Origin of the sequence: uncultured Pelagimonas sp., assembly GCF_947498515.1 — a bacterium.
Lineage (GTDB): Bacteria > Pseudomonadota > Alphaproteobacteria > Rhodobacterales > Rhodobacteraceae > Pelagimonas.
Genome location: NZ_CANMKO010000001.1, coordinates 50,022 through 63,576, shown reverse-complemented (window position 1 = coordinate 63,576; position 13,555 = coordinate 50,022). Strand labels below are relative to the sequence as shown.

The following is a 13,555-nucleotide window of genomic DNA, read 5'->3' as shown; positions in this document are numbered from 1 at the left end:
CCTGTCTTATTTTAGTCGCGACACGTAGGTGGCCACGTTTGTATCGATCCAGCCGCGCGAAACCTCGACCCGGCTGCCATCATTTGCGAGGCTGACCCGTGTCGCCAAAACCGTTGGCGTGCCGGGCGCAAGGCCATAGCTGTCCGGGGCCCAGTCAGGAACTTCGGACACAGAGAACCGGTCTTCGGCTGATTTTATCCATAGACCCAGCTTTTCGCGGTAATAAAGGTAAAGCGATTCCGAAAGATCACCCTCGGACACTTCGCTCGTATAAGACGCGTCCAGCCAGATTTCCTCGACGACCGCCGGTTTGCCGTTCAGGCGACGCAAACGCCGAATGCGATGCGCCTCATCACTTGCCCCAAACTCTGGAAGGTCATCTGGCTTTGTCACGCGATCCACCGACAACAATTCCGCAGTGGGCAAGCCCCCCCCCTCATGGAGCTCGACCCGGAAAAACGTATACACTGACTGCACGTCGCTTTGGGCGCGCACATAGTTTCCAGACCCTTGAATGCGCTCAAGCATACCCTTTTTCGTCAAATCTGCCAATGACTTGCGCAACGTGCCAACCGAGGTCCCAAGCTGCGCCGCATATTCCCGTTCGGGTGGAAGCCGTTCCCCTTCGGCCAATCGGCCAGCATTGATTTCACGGATCAGCATTTCACTGATCTGAAGGTAAAGCGGCAGGGAATGGCGGTCTCTCATCAGGCGGTATTCCAAAATTGATCCACCATTGATTTACTCAGAATCGGATGCTACGCAAGAGAAAATGCATGGGAGGTGCACCTTAATGACAATCGTACCCATCACGTCCCCCGATCTGGACGCGGCAGAAGTTTCATGGTTCGCAGCGCTGTGCTCGGACGACTACGAATTCCTTGGCGTGCCGGATGGCAAGCTACGCTCAAGCTGGGCGCATTGTTCGGGCATCGTCAAAGAGGCCGAAGCACAAGGGTTTCGCAATATCCTGTGCCCATCCTCCTATCAAGTCGGCCAAGACACCCTCAGCTTTGTTGCCGGATGCGCGCCGATTACTGACAAGATCAACATGCTGGCCGCCGTGCGCTGTGGTGAGATGCAGCCCATCATGCTGGCCCGCACGCTTGCCACGCTCGACCACATGCTCGAAGGGCGCCTAACGGTGAACATCATTTCTTCTGACTTTCCCGGTCAAAAAGAAGAGAGCAGTTTTCGCTATCAACGCTCCCGCGAAGTGGTTGAGATTTTGAAACAGGCCTGGACCCAAGACAAAATCAACCACAAGGGCGACGTGTATGATTTTGCCGAACTCGGGACTGACCCGGTGGTGCCTTATCAAACCGGTGGGCCTTTGCTCTATTTTGGCGGCTATAGCCCTGATGCGCTTGAGCTTTGCGGCCAGCATTGCGACGTTTACCTGATGTGGCCCGAACCCAAAGACCAGCTTGCGGAACGCATGAAAGCGGTGAATGCCGTCGCCGAACGCTATGGTCGCACGCTTGATTATGGCTTGCGGGTGCACTGCATCGTGCGCGACACCGAAGCCGAAGCCCGCGAATACGCCCAGCACATCGTCAGCAAGCTAGACGACGATAAAGGTACGGAAATTCGCGACCGCGCCTTGGATTCCACCTCTCTTGGCGTCTCCCATCAGGCCAAAAACCGCGAACTCGCGGATATGGAAGGCTTTGTTGAGCCGAACCTTTGGACCGGTGTTGGACGGGCGCGATCCGGCTGTGGCGCGGCGCTTGTTGGCTCAACCGATCAGGTTCTGAGCAAGCTGGAAGAGTATCAGAAAATGGGCATGCGCGCCTTTATCTTGTCGGGCTATCCGCACATGGATGAGTGCAAGCATTTTGGCGAAAAGGTCCTTCCTCAGATGAAGACTTGCTCGCTCCCCCAAGCCTATGGACGGGTGCCAACATCGGCCCCGGCCACACCTTTGGCGGCAGGTCCACGCCGCTAACCCGATCGCTTTGGTGATGTCGCTGTTGAACCCTTCCTTTCAAAGCGATATCGCCCAAGCACCTTTAATTTAGGTAACTTTTGAAATGGCTGCCGCGCCTCGCCCGGCCTGACGGAGATCAAAATGGATCGTATCAAACTCAATGACGCGCTGGACATGAGCCGCCTCGTTTATGGCATGTGGCGTATTGGCGATGACGCAGACACCAGCGCCGCCCACATCCAGAACAAGATTTCCGCCTGCCTTGATCAGGGCATCACCACAATGGATCAGGCCGACATTTATGGCGGTTACGAGGCCGAGGAAATCCTTGGCAACGCTTTGACACCCGAGCTACGCAACCAGATCGAGATCGTCACCAAATGCGACATCGTCGCGCCGATGGGCCGCTATAGCGATGCGCCGGTCAAGTATTACGACACCAGCCGCGCCCATATCATGGCCTCGGTTGACCATTCGCTGCGCCTGATGAAAATCGATCACATTGATCTCTTGCTCATTCACCGCCCCGACCCTCTTATGGATCACAATGAAACCAGTGCTGCGCTGGATGATGTTGTAGCAAGCGGCAAGGTTCGCGCCGTTGGCGTGTCAAACTTCCGCCCCTATGATTGGGACCTGCTGCAATCAGGCATGAAAACCAAACTGGTCACCAACCAGATTGAAATGAGCCTGCTGTGCCACGATGCATTCACAAACGGCGATTTGGCGCATCTCCAGCGCCTCGGCATTGCACCGATGGCTTGGTCGCCGCTTGGTGGCGGTGCCTTGTTTGATACCGACAACGCCGGATTGCGCAGCAAGCTTGCCGAAATCGGTGCCGCACAGGGAGTGGATGAGGCTGCCGTCGCGGTTGCGTGGCTTTTGGCCCACCCTGCAAGCATTCTGCCGGTTCTAGGCACCAACAATCTGGACCGGATCAAACAGATCGGTGATGCTGCCAAAGTAGAAATGGATCGCCAGACTTGGTTTGCGCTTTATACAGAAGCGCTTGGCCACGAAGTCGCCTGATCCAGAGAAAGCGAAGAACGTGACGATGCAAACCACCCGATTTGATCCGGCCCAGTCCGACCCACGTGCCTTTCGCGATGCGCTGGGGCGGTTTGGCACCGGTGTGACCGTGATCACCTGTGCGACCCCAACCGGGCCGCTCGGGATCACCGCCAATAGCTTTGCCAGCGTCTCGCTTGACCCGGCCTTGGTGCTTTGGTCGCCGGCCAAAGGGTCGTCACGCTATCCGTTTTTCATGTCCGCTGAACATTTTGCGATCCATGTGATTGCGGAGGAGCAAAAGGACATCTGTCAGGGCTTTGCCCGGTCGGGTGACGCATTTGATGGGCTGGATTGGGAAAACAGCCCGCGTGGCGTTCCCCTGATCAACAATTGCCTGTCGCGTTTTGAATGCCAAACGCACGCCACGCACGACGGCGGTGATCATTCCATTATCGTGGCCAAAGTGATCGAAGTGGCGACCCGCACCGGGGATCCATTGATGTTCTTTGGCGGGCAATACGGCGGCTTTGCGCCCCAATGAGACGAATCATCATTTTCGCCATTGTGGAAACAATACCCGCGCGCAACATCCCATTGTTGCGCGTGCCTTTTGCTATCCTCGCGTAAACAATAGAGGAATCCGCTACTTGTCAGGTGGCGCTGGCTTGGGCAGTCTGAAAGAATTGCAGATAACATTTTCGTGACCAGCCCAAGGGTAACCCTATGCGTATTCTTTCCCGGCTTTCCATTTCTCTGGCAACGGCCTGTGTCATGGCCACATCTTCGGCCAATGCCGACACCATGTCCAAATCGGATTTCATCAATTTTGATCCAAAGCAGGCCGCGCTGGGGCAGCTTTTGTTTTACGATAAAATCCTGTCGGGCAATCAAAACATCAGCTGCGGCACCTGTCACCATCATACGCTCGGCGGAACCGACGGCGTTAGCCTTGGCATCGGCGAAGGGGGCGAAGGGCTAGGGCCAAATCGCAACCCCGGCAGCGGTGAGACCAAAATCGCATCACGGATTCCGCGCAATGCCCCGGCCCTGTGGAACTTGGGGCACCGCGACGTGCGCGTGCTGTTTCATGATGGTCGCGTCGAGGTTACAGACGCAAAGGGCGGCCGTTTTGAGACACCGGCCGAGGCGCGCCTCCCTCACGGATTAAACTCGATCCTTGCGGCGCAGGCGCTATTCCCGATGAGTTCAGACGCCGAAATGGCCGGAATTGCCTCCGAAAACCCGGTCGGAGCCGCCTTTGAAGAGCGAATTGATCATGGCTGGGAAGCGGTCGCCAATCGGGTGCGCAACACCCCTGAATATGAGCCACATTTTGCCAAAGCCTTTCCGCATGTCGCCGCGGCCCAAGACATCACAATTGTCGAAATCGCCAACGCGTTGGCCGCGTTTATCGGCACTGAATGGCAAAGCTTTGACAGCCCCTATGACACCTACCTAACCGCCGGAACGCCGTTGCCTGCAGACGCAGAACGCGGTCGTCAGCTCTTCTTTGGGGAGGCGGGATGCGCACAATGTCACAATGGCCCGCTCTTTTCAGATCAGGATTTTCATTCTGTTGGCGTGCCGGCTTTTGGCCCCGGACGCATCGACGGGCAACGCGATATCGGACGTATGGAAACCACCGGCGATCCCGATGACGCCTACAAATTCCGCACACCATCCCTTCGCAACATCGCGCTAACCGGCCCCTATGGCCACAACGGGGCCTTTCCGACCCTGCGCGACATGATCCGACACATGGCCAACCCCGAAGGATCACTCGCAGATTGGACGCCGGATATGGCCAGTCTCCCCAAGGTCGCCTGGCTTCAGGATGCGGATTTCAAAGTCATGTCAGACCAGAACGAAATGCAGCGTCTATTGGCCAATCTCGACACCACCAAGGTCTCGCTTAGCGACGCTGACATTTCCGATATCGAGGCCTTCTTGCATACCCTGACCGGCGCAAGCGCAGAAGCGCTGCCAATGGGCCGCCCCGACACCGTGCCAAGCGGCTTGCCGGTCGATTAACGTCAAGATGCCTTGAGCAATTCTCGGATCACAGGCTGCTTGCGCGGCTTGCGATCCAGAGACCGCAACATCTTTGCCAATTGCTTTTCCTGAACACGCCGCGCCGCCGCTTTGGGGGTAAACCAACGGCGGGTCCGCTGTTTGCGTTCTTTCCAATCGCGCTTCAGCTTTTCAACGATCATTGGGTAAACCCGCACGACACAAGGCAAGGGTTTGCCGTTGTCTAACACCTTGTTGTATTTATAGGTTCCGATCACATCGCGGCTAATTCGGCCTTTGATGCCCGCCTCTTCCAACGCTTCGATCGACGCGGCCTTCCAGGGTTTGGTGTTATCCATTTCCCAACCCTTGGGCACAATCCAGCGCCCCGTCCCGCGCGAGGTAACCATTAACACTTCTAACTTGCCGTCTTCGTCCCATCTCAAGGGTAAAGCAGCGATTTGTTCGCCTTTTTTAGCCATACTCGTCCTCATTCGCGCGTTGAGTACATAACGCCTGATTTATGACTTTTACAGGCTAAACAGGTGAAATTTTTGTTAACATGGCCCTTTTTGACCCAAATTGTAGCGTTTCAAGCAGAACAACGCACCGCATGTAGCGCATTTCAGTCACGTTTCGACCAACTCTGTGACACCGCAACAATGCGTTTGTCTGTGCATGCGTACAGGAATGGCCCATCGCACCACGCGCGATCTCGGCTGAGCTAAATTGGCACTACCAGCCGGATAAGCTTTTAAGTCCCGGCCACAAAAATCCCGACAAGTGATCAGTGAAACATATAGCGCGGGATGCAAGAACCTGAGTTTTCCGGAAAGCTCGCAGTCAACGGCAACTGTCCAAAGATTGGCGCAAACCGCTGTAGGGTCGCTAACGACCGGAGCCGGACTAAAAATTGCGTGTAAAACAAAGCGGTTGCCACTGCTTTATAATTCAAAAACCACCAATTTCTTGAAAATGGCGGACCGAGGAGGATTCGAACCCCCGACCCCCTGATTCGTAGTCAGGTACTCTATCCAGCTGAGCTATCGGTCCGTGAGGGCGGGGTTTAGAGTTAGTCGCGAACAAGCGCAAGAGGCAATTTCAACTTTTTACGTCAATTTTCCCATTGGCAGACGAATGACAAATACCGTGCCGGTTTCATCGCTGTTTTTCAACGTCAATTCCCCGCCATGCCCCCGGATCAGCTCAGCGACAATGGCAAGGCCAAGCCCGGACCCGCCCTTGCGGACCCCGCCTTGAAATGCCTGAAACAGGTGCTCCTTGGCTTTGGGGGGCAACCCTGGTCCTGTGTCGGAAACGCGGATGAACCAATCAGTTTCCGATGCCTCCGCCTTGACCGCAATCTCACCGGGTTGACCGCTTGCCACGATGGCTTGCCGCGCATTGCGGATCAGATTGCCCAGCGCGCGATAAAGTTGTTCGGGATCGCCGCGCACCATCATTCCGGCGGGGATGTCTTCGGTGATGGTGAGGTCATAATCACCAATTGCCAATCTTTCGGCTTCTATGACTTCGTTCGCTAGGCTGGCGAGATTGAAATGCGTCAAGGACGGCGCGGGTTCTTCTGCGCGACCAAAGGCCAAGGTGTTTTCACAAAGCGACACCGCCCGCGTGATTGAGTTCACCAGCTTGGGGGCCATGCGCTTGACGGTTGGATCTTCGGACATCTCAATCCGATCCGTAAATAGCTGCGCCGCCGTTAGAATGTTGCGCAAGTCATGGCTGACACGGGCCACAGCGCCCCCAAGTTGCGCCAAGCGATCCTTTTGCTTCAACGCATGGGTTAGTTGGGTTTGCAAGCTGTGCAGCGCTTCTTCGGCCTCGCGCAATTCGCGAACACTGGCCGATGGCTCAATCACTTGACGTGCATCCTCAGGCGCGGCGGAATAGGCCTTCATATGGCCGACCACCCCCTTGATTGGCTTGACCAACAACACCCGCACCGCAAGAAACAGCAAAAACGCTGTGATCACCGAGATAACGGCCGACAAGACCAAGATGTTTAGACCGTAATCAATCATCGCCCGCCGCAATGATCCGGTTTCCATGGTGATTTCGATTTGCTGACCGGCATTCAAGGACGGATTGCCGATCACCCGGATCACTTCGGCTTCGGGTTCGGCCAGCCGCATCATCGCATCGCGGATCAGCGGCATCGCCGTCGCCCCACGCAAGTCAAAGCTCGCCGTGATTTCCGCCGGCATGGGCGAGGACAGCATCAATTCGCTGACCTCATCCCGCCTTAGGGCCACGTTGAACACACCCGCATTCTTGAGAAGCTCTGCCTCCAACTCTTCGGAAAGCATGTCATCCGCCAAAAGAGCCAGCGACGCGATTTGCGCCCGTTCAAGCCGGGTGATCAAATAATCCTCGCGAAAGCGCGCCACCGAAGGGACAAAGATCATGACTTCGGCCAGCATCACAAAGATGGTGGTCAGGATAAGAAAGCGACCTGAGAGTGAATTCAACATAGGTTCTTACGGCAGCCAGCGTTGCACAAATCGGACGACCTTTTTCACGGTGTCATTTTCGAACAATCTAGGCGAGAAATACGCCCCCGCCACCCGCTTGTTCATTTCCGCAACCGTGGGGTACGGCGCGACCATGTTCGACACTGCGCTCATTTTCAAGCCGTTGGCAATGGCAAGTGACCATGTCGAGATTAGCTCACCGGCTTGATAGCCCGCGATTGAGGCCCCGACGGGCTTTCCTTTGACCACCATCACCTTGATCAACCCTTTGGTTTTGCGCTCGGCAATGGCGCGATCATTATGGTGATAATGGAACCGGGCGACCTCAAGCTTGTCACCATATTCTGCCCGTGCCTGCGCTTCGGTCAAACCGACTTGCGACAGCTCGGGCTGGGTATAGGTCGCCCAAGGTATGTGTTTTGTGGTAGCCTTTGCAGGTAGCCCAAAGAGCGCCGAGCGAATAATGATCCCGGCGTGATACCCGGCCACATGAGTGAATTGCAGCCCGCCTGCGGCATCGCCAATCGCGTAGACCTTTTTGTTGGTGGTGCGCAGGCTGTCATCGACCTTGATACCGGTGCGGGTGGTTTCGATCCCGGCTTTGTCTAGGCCAAGCTTATCGACATTGGCCTTTCGACCCACCGCCATCAAAAGATGCGTGCCTTTGAACACCCGGCCATCTTGGGTTTCGACCTCAATCGCTCCGGCTTCACCGCGAATTTCCTTGGCCAAGGCCTCCTCTTCGATCTGCAACCCTTCGGCGCGTAGGTTCTCCAAGACAACCTCAGCCATCTCTGGGTCGTCCTTGCCAAGCGCCTTGGCCCCTTCGATCACCGTGACCTGCGATCCTAGTCGCAAGTGCGCCTGTGCCATTTCCATTCCAATCGGCCCGCCGCCGATCACCAAAAGGTGCCCGGGCTTTTCGCGCAATTCCCATAGGGATTCGTTGGTGAGATAGGGTACCGAATCCAAACCGGGGATCGGCGGCACAAAGGGCGAAGAACCGGTCGAAATCACCACCCGACGCGCCTTGATCTTATATGGGCCGGCTTCAACTTCGGTTGGCGACACAAAGCGCCCGTATTCCCGGATCACCCGAACGCCAAAGCTTTCGAAACGTTCCTGACTGTCCACCGGTTCAATGGTGGCAATCACATCGTTCACATGATCCTTGGCGGCGGCGTAATCCACCTTTGGCACCACATTGGCAACGCCGTAATCGGCTGCATGGGTCATTTCAAACGCGGCCTTGCCGCTGGCGATCAAGGCCTTGGACGGGACACAGCCATAATTCAGGCAATCACCGCCCATCTTGTGCCCTTCAAGCAGGATAACATCCGCGCCCATCTGAGCAGCCCCCGCCGCCGTCGACAATCCGCCGGATCCGGCACCGATAATCAAGAGATCCGTTTTAATCGTTTCCATGATCACAGTTCCTTTTTGCCGCGCAGGGCTTTGATAACAATAGGAAGGGCAGACAAGGCAGCAAGTCCAAGGATTGGGCCAATGATGTGGGGTTCAAAAATAATCCCAAGGTCGGGGCTTTCACCACGGGCGAAGACTTCGCCAAGACCGGCCCCAACCGAGGTGTAGACGACTGTGCCGGGAATGATCCCTAGGAAGGTCGAGACAACAAACCGATAAAGCGGCACCTCAAGAAACGCAGGGATAAGATTGGCGAGAAAGAAAGGCACCGCGGGCACGAGACGGATCAGGAACAGCATCGACCATTGGTTTTCGTCAATGCCATCTTTAATCTGCTTCACCTTGCCTTCTGAGTTTTCCAGCTTGGCCCCCAGACGTGCGCCCAGCCCCCAGCGCGCTGCCAAAAAGATTGCCGTGGCTCCAATAGTGGCCGCCATGACGTTGACCGTAGCCCCCGTCAAAGTGCCGAACAAAAACCCGCCTGTTAGCGTCGCAATCGACGCGCCCGGCAATGAAAACGCCACAATGGCGACATAGGCGGCGGCAAACACGCTAATCGTCAAAACGAAATGGCTATCCCGAAAGGCCAAAAGCGCCTCGCGATTGTCGCGCAGTGTTTCAAAGGTCAGATAATCGCGCAAAGTGACCGCACCGACAATCGCAACAAGCGCGATTGCAATTAGGGGCAGGTACCTTTGAAAACTGTTTGGGGGTGTTTGGGTCATATCGCTCATATCGTTGGGGCTTTCGGTTGTCGCTGTTGTGCAGCAAACATGCGCATGAATGCTACGCAACAACACCTTCCTCACATCCGCTTGATCGGGAGTTATCGCCAGCGTGAGAATTCGCGGTTAATATTGCCAGAGTGAAACATTCAAAGGCGCTTTTCGGGGTAAATGTTGCAAAGACACCCCGATTGACGTTTGACATACCCCAATGACCTCCCTATAGCACGGACTTCAATTAGCACTGGTCTGGCGAATCCGCGCCCTACAGACCAAGGATCTCGGAGTAGCCGCTATGAAACGCACTTTTCAGCCGTCGAACCTCGTTCGCAAGCGCCGTCACGGTTTTCGTTCGCGCATGGCCACCAAAGCTGGCCGCAAGATTCTTAACGCCCGTCGTGCACGTGGCCGCAAGAGCCTGAGCGCATAACTCTCGGCGCTTCGCACATGGCGAGGCCTGATGAGCGACTTCAAAAGGCCGCCTCGGTTGATCCGCAGGCGGCTCTTTTGACGTTCAGCGTTCTAAAGAAGCGAACTGACTTCCTCAAGGCCGCACGCGCTAAACGGGCCCCCTGCCCGGCGTTTCTTGTGCAAGCCCGTCACCGATCCACCGGTGAGGCCGAGGGGATTCGGGTTGGCTTTACCTGTTCGAAAAAGGTCGGCAATGCCGTGGCCCGCAATCGTGCCAAGCGCCGGCTGCGTGAAATCGCACGCTCCGTTTTGCCCCAATATGGACAAAACGGCTATGATTATGTCCTGATTGGTCGCGCCGAAAGAACCGCCAACCACGATATCGTGGCGATGAAGGCCGATTTGATCCGCGCACTGCGAAAGCTCCACACATGACGCCGCTTGCTCATATCGCGGCCCTACCGGTACGCGCCTATCGGCTGTTGTTTTCTCCTTGGGTTGGTCATGGTTGCCGGTATCACCCGACCTGCTCCGCCTATGCGCTGGAAGCACTAGAGAAACATGGCGGTATCAAAGGAACATGGCTGACGATCCGGCGCATTGGTCGGTGTCATCCCTGGGGCGGAAGCGGGATCGACAATGTCCCCCCCCGCAAAGATGCGCCTTAAATCGGGTCTGTTGACGGTCTAAACACTCTTCCCAGATTGACAGAAGAGGTCGTTTCTCGCGCGCGCCGCTGGTTGGATATCACAACGTGTGCTTTTTCTTTGCGTCACAATGGATTGGCGGAACGCTCGGTATTTTCGTCAGAGTGCATAACCATCGGATCAGACCCAGCCCTCAGAACCGCTTAGTCAGCACTAGAAGTATGATCTAGACCGAACGTGATCTGACCCAATACGCCCAAGAAAACTTGCGCAATCGGCCCAAAGCGCTAAACAGCGCTCATGTTTGACAATGCCGATGATATTCACCCGCTTTTCTACGGTGCGCCCAAAACCACCGAGTTCAAAAAACTGCGCAAGCGGATCGTGCAGAACGTGCGCGAGGCGGTTGACCAATATGGCATGATCGAGGACGGGGCCAAATGGCTAGTTTGTCTGTCGGGTGGCAAGGACAGCTATACCTTGCTGGCCGTTCTGCATGAGTTGAAATGGCGTGGATTGCTGCCAGTTGAACTCGTTGCTTGCAATCTGGACCAGGGCCAACCCGGTTTTCCAGCGACGGTCTTGCCGGCCTTTCTTGAAAAGATGGAAGTGCCGCATCACATTGAATACCAAGACACTTATTCAATTGTGATGGACAAAATCCCGCAGGGTCGTACGTTTTGTGCTCTCTGCTCGCGGTTGCGTCGCGGCAACCTGTATCGAATCGCGCGCGAAGAAGGCTGTTCCGCTGTCGTCTTGGGTCACCATCGCGACGACATTCTTGAAACTTTCTTTATGAATCTCTTTCATGGCGGGCGTCTTGCAACAATGCCGCCCAAGCTTCTGAACGAAGAAGGCGACATCTTTGTATATCGACCACTGGCCCACGTGGCCGAAGTCGACTGCGAGCGATTCGCCAAGGCAATGGATTACCCGATTATCCCCTGCGATCTTTGCGGAAGTCAGGACGGATTGCAGCGCCAGCAGGTCAAGCAAATCCTTGATGGCTGGGAAAAAAATAGCCCCGGCCGCCGCAATGTCATGTTCAAAGCGCTGATGAATATCCGCCCGTCGCACATGCTTGACCCCAAGCTTTTTGATTTCGCAGGGTTGATGCGGGATCAAGAAGAAGAGAATTCGATCGATTAGTTGGGTCGGCGTTAAGAGCCGAGTTACAGATTGCGTCTAGTTTCCCAGTGTAAGACTCGGGAAAGGATACGCAATGAAGGCGGCCATCAACGCCCAAATTGGCAAAATACGTTTGTTTTTGCACCGCGGATTGAACGGACCACAGGCCTTGGCCTTTTTACCAGCGCTGGCTTTGGCCGCGTTCTGGTTGGGTGGTGAAACCTTCCTGATCGCGGTTGCGCTTGGCTTGCCTGCGGTGATCCTTTTGACCGGAAACTTTGCGATCCCCAATAATGGGCAAAGCGAGCCTTCGGGTTATTCCGATGTGGTGAACAATCTGACCGCAAACAAAATGGCTGATGCATCTTTATCTCAGTCTCGAGCGGTCAGTATGGCATCCGCCTGCATTCTTGTCGAAGTTGACGGGTTAGAAGAAATTGCACAACGCGGCGGCGACGCCGCTGCAGAAGCCATGCGCGATTTGACACTCAGCCGACTGCGCAACACGCTTCGTCGTGATGATCGCGCGGTAAGGATGAGCGACAGTCGGTTTTTGATTCTCCTAGCGCCGTCTATTCGCCTGGACCTCGAAGCTCTTCTACAGCTTTCGACCCGGCTCCAAACCTCAGTCGAGGAACCTGCATCGCTAGAAAACTCCATGCGTTATTTGTCTGCCTCAATCGGCTTTTGCGGCAGCCCTCGGTTACCTGATGACGCAACCGGAGCACAAATGCTCGAATCTGCTGTGGTGGCACTGAATGAAGCCATTAAAAACGGCCCTTCTGCCATTCGCGCATGGTCCGAAAACATGCGCGCCGCGCACAAAGAACAGCAAAACCTTCGAACCGAAGTCGACCGCGCTTTGGCAAACGGGCAAATTCAACCATGGTTTCAGCCGCAAATCTGCACATCAACAGGCAGTATTAGTGGTGTCGAAGCCTTGGCACGTTGGATTCATCCGGAACGCGGCATTGTACCGCCGGCGCAATTTCTACGTGTTCTCGAAGACGCGGGTCGCATGGAGCGGCTGGGCGAAGTCATCTTGCAGCATAGCCTCACGGCCCTTCGCAGCTGGGATCAAGCCGGTTTGGATATTCCCCGTGTCAGCGTCAACTTTTCAGATTCAGAGTTGCGAGAACCAAACCTCGTCCAGAAAATCCAATGGGAACTGGACCGCTTTGGCCTAACGCCACCGCGCCTTGGAATTGAAGTGTTGGAAACAGTGATCGCCGGTTCACCAGAGGGGAGTGTCGCGAGAAACATTGTCGAACTGGGCGAACTTGGGTGCCATATCGACCTCGATGATTTTGGAACCGGCCACGCTTCCATTACTGCCCTTCGCAAATTCAAAGTTCACCGCCTCAAAATCGACCGCAGCTTTGTTACCCGCGTTGATCGAGATGAGGATCAACACCGCATGCTTGCCGCAGTGTTGGGGATGGCTGACCGCCTTGGTCTGGAAACATTGGCCGAAGGCGTCGAAAGCGTCGGTGAACATGCGCTTCTGTCTCAACTCGGATGTGACCATGTGCAGGGCTTTGGCATAGCCCGACCTATGCCAGTCGATCAAATGGTTGATTGGGCCAAAGAACACGCAAACCGTATCGAAGGTGCACAACGCTTGGGACGTGGGGCAAAATAGCGCGATGCCACCGTTACCTTCCCAGAATCAGCTAGGCTTTGCTCAGTAACCAGCCTTTCTCCCCGAATCCCCTTGACCTTTGGGCCTTGGGGCGGTTGAACGCTCCGGTGACGTAGAACGGATAAGGCAGCGCC

Annotated in this window: 14 protein-coding genes and 1 tRNA gene; 9 read left to right on the top strand and 6 right to left on the bottom strand. The window is 55.6% G+C overall.

Annotated elements, in window-relative coordinates:
• Window positions 1-6: 6 nt before the first annotated feature.
• On the bottom strand, window positions 7-708 hold the full coding sequence (locus Q1A43_RS00410) for a GntR family transcriptional regulator (protein WP_299925222.1): 702 nt from the start codon (window positions 706-708) through the stop codon (window positions 7-9).
• An 85-nt stretch (window positions 709-793) separates the two neighbouring features.
• Here Q1A43_RS00410 and Q1A43_RS00405 point away from each other — a divergent pair, with 85 nt between their 5' ends.
• The 4 genes from Q1A43_RS00405 to Q1A43_RS00390 all read left to right on the top strand — a co-directional run bounded on the left by Q1A43_RS00405 (window position 794) and on the right by Q1A43_RS00390 (window position 4,972).
• Window positions 794-1,948, top strand: coding sequence for an LLM class flavin-dependent oxidoreductase (locus Q1A43_RS00405; protein WP_299925219.1), 1,155 nt, complete (start codon window positions 794-796; stop codon window positions 1,946-1,948).
• A 123-nt stretch (window positions 1,949-2,071) separates the two neighbouring features.
• Entirely contained in the window at window positions 2,072-2,959 is an 888-nt protein-coding gene (locus tag Q1A43_RS00400) for an aldo/keto reductase (protein WP_299931647.1), read from the top strand.
• 25 nt (window positions 2,960-2,984) lie between these two features.
• Window positions 2,985-3,482 (top strand): flavin reductase family protein, encoded by a 498-nt coding sequence (locus tag Q1A43_RS00395; RefSeq protein ID WP_299931645.1) that lies wholly within the window; start codon window positions 2,985-2,987, stop codon window positions 3,480-3,482.
• 182 nt (window positions 3,483-3,664) lie between these two features.
• On the top strand, window positions 3,665-4,972 hold the full coding sequence (locus tag Q1A43_RS00390; RefSeq protein WP_299931643.1) for a cytochrome c peroxidase: 1,308 nt from the start codon (window positions 3,665-3,667) through the stop codon (window positions 4,970-4,972).
• 2 nt (window positions 4,973-4,974) lie between these two features.
• Here the strand turns inward: Q1A43_RS00390 and Q1A43_RS00385 are convergent, their stop codons facing one another.
• The 5 genes from Q1A43_RS00385 to Q1A43_RS00365 all read right to left on the bottom strand — a co-directional run bounded on the left by Q1A43_RS00385 (window position 4,975) and on the right by Q1A43_RS00365 (window position 9,602).
• Entirely contained in the window at window positions 4,975-5,433 is a 459-nt protein-coding gene (locus tag Q1A43_RS00385) for an NUDIX hydrolase (protein ID WP_299925207.1), read from the bottom strand.
• 494 nt (window positions 5,434-5,927) lie between these two features.
• Window positions 5,928-6,004 (bottom strand) — tRNA-Arg (locus Q1A43_RS00380).
• 56 nt (window positions 6,005-6,060) lie between these two features.
• Window positions 6,061-7,443 carry a HAMP domain-containing sensor histidine kinase gene (locus tag Q1A43_RS00375; protein ID WP_299931641.1) on the bottom strand — a complete coding sequence of 461 codons (1,383 nt, stop codon included), beginning with the start codon at window positions 7,441-7,443 and terminating at the stop codon, window positions 6,061-6,063.
• 6 nt (window positions 7,444-7,449) lie between these two features.
• A complete protein-coding gene (locus Q1A43_RS00370; protein ID WP_299931639.1) occupies window positions 7,450-8,868 on the bottom strand; it encodes an FAD-dependent oxidoreductase in 1,419 nt (472 codons plus the stop codon).
• A gap of 2 nt (window positions 8,869-8,870) precedes the next feature.
• Entirely contained in the window at window positions 8,871-9,602 is a 732-nt protein-coding gene (locus Q1A43_RS00365) for a TVP38/TMEM64 family protein (RefSeq protein ID WP_299925199.1), read from the bottom strand.
• Between the two features lie 286 nt (window positions 9,603-9,888).
• Here Q1A43_RS00365 and rpmH point away from each other — a divergent pair, with 286 nt between their 5' ends.
• The 5 genes from rpmH to Q1A43_RS00340 all read left to right on the top strand — a co-directional run bounded on the left by rpmH (window position 9,889) and on the right by Q1A43_RS00340 (window position 13,421).
• Window positions 9,889-10,023, top strand: coding sequence for a 50S ribosomal protein L34 (rpmH, locus tag Q1A43_RS00360; RefSeq protein WP_072775959.1), 135 nt, complete (start codon window positions 9,889-9,891; stop codon window positions 10,021-10,023).
• A gap of 17 nt (window positions 10,024-10,040) precedes the next feature.
• Window positions 10,041-10,439 carry a ribonuclease P protein component gene (rnpA, locus tag Q1A43_RS00355; protein WP_299925196.1) on the top strand — a complete coding sequence of 133 codons (399 nt, stop codon included), beginning with the start codon at window positions 10,041-10,043 and terminating at the stop codon, window positions 10,437-10,439.
• On the top strand, window positions 10,436-10,672 hold the full coding sequence (gene yidD, locus Q1A43_RS00350) for a membrane protein insertion efficiency factor YidD (RefSeq protein ID WP_299925194.1): 237 nt from the start codon (window positions 10,436-10,438) through the stop codon (window positions 10,670-10,672). The genes rnpA and yidD overlap by 4 nt, the downstream gene beginning before the upstream one ends.
• Before the next feature lie 279 nt (window positions 10,673-10,951).
• Window positions 10,952-11,800 (top strand): tRNA 2-thiocytidine(32) synthetase TtcA, encoded by an 849-nt coding sequence (gene ttcA / locus Q1A43_RS00345; protein WP_299931637.1) that lies wholly within the window; start codon window positions 10,952-10,954, stop codon window positions 11,798-11,800.
• Between the two features lie 73 nt (window positions 11,801-11,873).
• Complete coding sequence (locus Q1A43_RS00340; RefSeq protein ID WP_299925191.1) at window positions 11,874-13,421, top strand: bifunctional diguanylate cyclase/phosphodiesterase; 1,548 nt, start codon at window positions 11,874-11,876, stop codon at window positions 13,419-13,421.
• Window positions 13,422-13,555: the final 134 nt, after the last annotated feature.

What these genes read in the sequence shown, in the direction of transcription:
- Q1A43_RS00385 (WP_299925207.1), bottom strand. Translation starts at nt 5,433, where the DNA reads ATGGCTAAAAAAGGCGAACAAATCGCTGCTTTACCCTTGAGATGGGAC.
- ttcA (WP_299931637.1), top strand. Translation starts at nt 10,952, where the DNA reads ATGTTTGACAATGCCGATGATATTCACCCGCTTTTCTACGGTGCGCCC.
- Q1A43_RS00365 (WP_299925199.1), bottom strand. Translation starts at nt 9,602, where the DNA reads ATGAGCGATATGACCCAAACACCCCCAAACAGTTTTCAAAGGTACCTG.
- Q1A43_RS00370 (WP_299931639.1), bottom strand. Translation starts at nt 8,868, where the DNA reads ATGGAAACGATTAAAACGGATCTCTTGATTATCGGTGCCGGATCCGGC.
- Q1A43_RS00395 (WP_299931645.1), top strand. Translation starts at nt 2,985, where the DNA reads ATGCAAACCACCCGATTTGATCCGGCCCAGTCCGACCCACGTGCCTTT.
- Q1A43_RS00375 (WP_299931641.1), bottom strand. Translation starts at nt 7,443, where the DNA reads ATGTTGAATTCACTCTCAGGTCGCTTTCTTATCCTGACCACCATCTTT.
- Q1A43_RS00340 (WP_299925191.1), top strand. Translation starts at nt 11,874, where the DNA reads ATGAAGGCGGCCATCAACGCCCAAATTGGCAAAATACGTTTGTTTTTG.
- yidD (WP_299925194.1), top strand. Translation starts at nt 10,436, where the DNA reads ATGACGCCGCTTGCTCATATCGCGGCCCTACCGGTACGCGCCTATCGG.
- Q1A43_RS00405 (WP_299925219.1), top strand. Translation starts at nt 794, where the DNA reads ATGACAATCGTACCCATCACGTCCCCCGATCTGGACGCGGCAGAAGTT.
- Q1A43_RS00390 (WP_299931643.1), top strand. Translation starts at nt 3,665, where the DNA reads ATGCGTATTCTTTCCCGGCTTTCCATTTCTCTGGCAACGGCCTGTGTC.
- rnpA (WP_299925196.1), top strand. Translation starts at nt 10,041, where the DNA reads ATGGCGAGGCCTGATGAGCGACTTCAAAAGGCCGCCTCGGTTGATCCG.
- Q1A43_RS00400 (WP_299931647.1), top strand. Translation starts at nt 2,072, where the DNA reads ATGGATCGTATCAAACTCAATGACGCGCTGGACATGAGCCGCCTCGTT.
- Q1A43_RS00410 (WP_299925222.1), bottom strand. Translation starts at nt 708, where the DNA reads ATGAGAGACCGCCATTCCCTGCCGCTTTACCTTCAGATCAGTGAAATG.
- rpmH (WP_072775959.1), top strand. Translation starts at nt 9,889, where the DNA reads ATGAAACGCACTTTTCAGCCGTCGAACCTCGTTCGCAAGCGCCGTCAC.